Here is a 3,813-nt window from a genome sequence, read left to right as displayed (position 1 = left end):
GGTGAGAACCCGTTGCCCACCGAAGGAATGGATCACCTACAGCAACAGTCAGCAACACCGTCCCGACCCGGAGGGAACCCTTGCTTACGGCGTCATCAATCATTGACAGGCCCGTGAGCAGCTGAACCTCCGGAATCGGCAGGGGCCCCGCCGGAATACCACCAACTCGGCCCATGTTGAAGAAGCTGACGGTGGCGCTCATACCCCGGGTACCACACCAGAAAAGTCGCTGCGAGCGACCACTTGCCGAGAGGCGATATGGCGTCACTGTCACCCCCGAGCCGGGTAAGACCTACATTGCGTAGCGTTCCCGACGGTAGGGGATGAGGAGCCGCTGACGCCGGGGAAGGTGTCGGCGGCTTTCCTCTGGCCAGCGGCCTACAGGTCCTCCACCCGAACCGAGCGATCGTCGATGTCGAAGCGCCGGCCTTTCAGTGAGGGGTGGCGCAGCCCACCCGCCGTGTGCGCCCTATAAGCGACGTCCACGACCAGCCGGGGAGTCAGCCACTGAACCCCAGGGAAGATCTCCGCGGCCGCTGACGGGTCCGTGAGAGGGCTGCTAAGGCGTTCCAGCGGCCGGAAGTCCTCCCGGAGCTGTCGGCGCATCGGCACCGTGAGTCCGGAAGAAGAAACGGAACCCACCTGGACCAACCGCCCTTCGGCGTCGTACGCTCCGAGGATCAGCGCCGCAACCGATCGGCTCGAGCCGACGAAGCGATGACCAAAACCGAACTGCGAGTGCGGATTGCGTGTTTGATCCAGGATCGGCTCCGCTGGCCCGGAAGGTAGATCGATGCCGATCGTTTGGCTAAAATCCCTTCCATTCCAGCACTTTTCGCGGCATTGAGCATGATTGTGCTGCTCTGATTCTCCCAGTGCGGAGGGACGGTGATGGGCAGGCCGCAGACGTCCTGGATGATCGAATCCAGCCTGGCCAGCTCCGCCCGCCGATCCAAGTACGACGCGCTCACGAGGTCCAGATCGTCGAGCACCAGGACGTCAAAGGGTAGAAATGTCACAGGGATTCGCCGTTGCAGCGGCTCCAGCGGCGCATGGGCAACCCCCATGCGCCGCTGGAGCAGGCCGAACGAGGGCTTGCCGTGATCGAGTACGACGACCTCGCCGTCGAGAACGATGCGCCCGCGGCCGCCGAACGCCGCTGCCAAGGCCTCGGCGACCTCGGGGTACGAATCTGTCACCACGTTCATGGCGCGGGTCCACAGCACCGGCTCGCGGCCGCCACCAACGGACGCCAAGCACCTGCACCCGTCGTACTTCATCTCGAAACTCCACGGCCGTTCCGCCGTGTCGTCCGGGAGGGCGCCGGCCGTGGCCAGCATGGGCGCGATCAGCCGCATACGCCCGATTGTGCCCGTGACCTGGGAGCTACGCAGGTAGAAGGCTCAGGCCAGCGCCATTGCACTACACAGCCGTCACCACCGCCCATCCGTCGCCGGCGGCACGCGGTAGGTGCTGGGTCAGTGCCAGGAGTTCCACCAGAGAACTATGGGCACCAGCCAAGGTGTCCACACCATCCAGCTGTCGCCCAACCCGTACGGGGGATCGGAATCACCGTCATCACCTCCGGGGTTAGGTGAAGGGAAGCGACTCCCACCACATGCTTATTGCCACCCAGGCGTCGGTGAACGCAGGGAAGGCAGAGAAAAATCCCATGTCTAACATGGCGAACTCCTTGGTCGGAAACGGGCTCAGTTCAATGGAAGCAACCCCCTCCTGCGCTGTGTATCGCCTGCCGGAGGCGGATCGGTACAGCTACCCATATGAGTGGCCCCTGAGGTGCAGGCCGAGTGATGGCGGGTTCACCCCGCGATCGCAAAGAGAAACAGGCCGCCACCCCTGCCAATCCGCGGAACACCGCAGATCAGGACCGGTGATCAGATCACAGGTCTGGGCAGTGAGTGGCGACCTGTTGCTCGTCGCGGCTGTCAGAGTAGATCGTCCCTCCGACAGAGACGATCAGGACTGCGCCGGGACGAAAAACTTCAACGCGACGCTGAACGCGTATTTTCCTGGGTTATGGATAGAGTTTCAATGCTGACCGTTGACCGCGACGCTTGAACTGACATCCCTTCCTCTAGGGGACCATTCTCTCGAATCCTCAGGCCCTAACGGCCGTATCCATCATCTATGCGTACGAGCTGAGACCGGAATGATCCGGGTGCGTCGTAGCCAGGAAGTAGGCGGCGCCCGAGGGCCGGAGCAGCGCGGTCCCCGGGATGGTTAGCGAGTGAAATTACCAATGACATTGAGCGCTTAGGCGAGGACTATCACGTATAGAACCAACCAGTCCCGACGCTCCGGTGTCGCGGGTGGGGGAAGTAATCGATATGTGCGCTCAAGCTGCGGAGGATCGGGAGCAGCAGGCTCGCGGACAGTGGGAGTCGTTCGACTACGACGCCTTCATCTCCTATGCCCACCATGATCGGCCGGTCGCTGCGGGGATCCAGAAAGGACTGCACCACATCGGCCGACGAATGGGCCACTTGCGCGCGCTACGGGTGTTCCGCGACTCCACCGATCTCACGGCCAGTCCAGATCTGTGGGGCAAGGTCGCGGAGGCGATGGACCACGCCCGGTATTTGATCGTAGTGCTCTCCCCTCACGCAGTGGCCTCTGGCTGGGTCAACAAGGAAGTCTCCCACTGGCTAGAGCGGCGCGGACCGGACCAACTGATGTTCGTCGTGGCCGGCGGCCGCCTCAGGTGGGATGAAAGCACCGGAAGGTTCGATCCAGACCGGTCCGATATCGCACTTCCGGTGCTGACTCGGCCGGGAGTCCTCACCACTGAGCCGTTCTACGTCGACGTCAGCGAGGATGCGCCGTGGGATCCTCGTGCACCGATGTTCCGGGAGAAGGTCACCGACCTGGCCGCCCCGATTCACGGCAAACCCAAGTACGAACTGGCCAGTGACGATCTACGCGAGCTACATCGTTTCCGCCGCCTAAGGCGCGCCGCCGTCGCAGGCCTAGTCCTCCTGACCGTCCTTGCAGTCGCCGCGGCCGCGCTCGCGTTCGTGCAACGTAACGAGGCGGTACGCCAACGTAACGAGGCGATAGCTCGTCGTCTGGTGTCCGAAGCCCAGTCGATGCTCGCCGATTCTCGGGCCGGCGACGATGTCCGCACGTTGCAGCAACTACTCGCCGCGTCTGCCCTTGCATCGATTACGGACGAGGGCGCACTCCTCGATGCGGTGATCAGGCGGCGCGACACGCTCAAAATCATTGAGACCACCGATCTGGTGGAGAGCGTGATCTTCAGCCCTGACGGGCAGCGGATTGCCTCCGGCGGTGGGGTCACCTCCGGCGGTGGGGACAATACGGTGCATCTGTGGGATGCGACCACCGGCGAACCCGTCGGCGAACCCCTGACCGGACACCTCGACCTCGTAACGAGCGTGGCATTCAGCCCGGACGGGCAGCGGATCGCCTCTAGCAGCGAAGACAAGACGGTGCGGGTGTGGGACGCGACCACCGGCGAACCCGTCGGCCAACCCCTGACCGGACACCAGAATCCGGTGACCGACGTGGCGTTCAGCCCGGACGGGCAGCGGATTGCCTCCGGCAGCAGCGACAAGACGGTGCGGGTGTGGGACGCGACCACCGGTGAACCCGTCGGCCAACCCCTGACCGGCCACCTCGACTCCGTGTGGGGCGTGGCGTTCAGCCCGGACGGACGCCGGATCGCCTCCGGCAGCGAAGACAAGACGGTGCATCTGTGGGATGCGACCACCGGCGAACCCGTCGGCGAACCCCTGACCGGACACTCGGCCACGGTGAGCGACGTGGCGTTCA

The 3,813-nt window shown here is 64.0% G+C and carries 1 protein-coding gene and 1 pseudogene; one reads left to right on the top strand and one right to left on the bottom strand.

Annotated elements, in window-relative coordinates; genetic code table 11:
* Positions 1-378: 378 nt before the first annotated feature.
* Positions 379-1,358: pseudogene (locus tag R4P95_RS33220) on the bottom strand (DNA ligase).
* A 990-nt stretch (positions 1,359-2,348) separates the two neighbouring features.
* On the opposite strand from R4P95_RS33220, the gene R4P95_RS33215 reads away from it, so the two are divergent.
* A partial coding sequence (locus R4P95_RS33215) for a toll/interleukin-1 receptor domain-containing protein (RefSeq protein WP_317840527.1) occupies positions 2,349-3,813 on the top strand: 1,465 nt, incomplete at its 3' end.

This window comes from Rhodococcus sp. IEGM 27, assembly GCF_033142305.1.
In the GTDB taxonomy this organism is placed as follows: Bacteria; Actinomycetota; Actinomycetes; order Mycobacteriales; family Mycobacteriaceae; genus Rhodococcus_F; species Rhodococcus_F oxybenzonivorans.
This window is presented reverse-complemented; position numbering and strand designations above follow the sequence as displayed.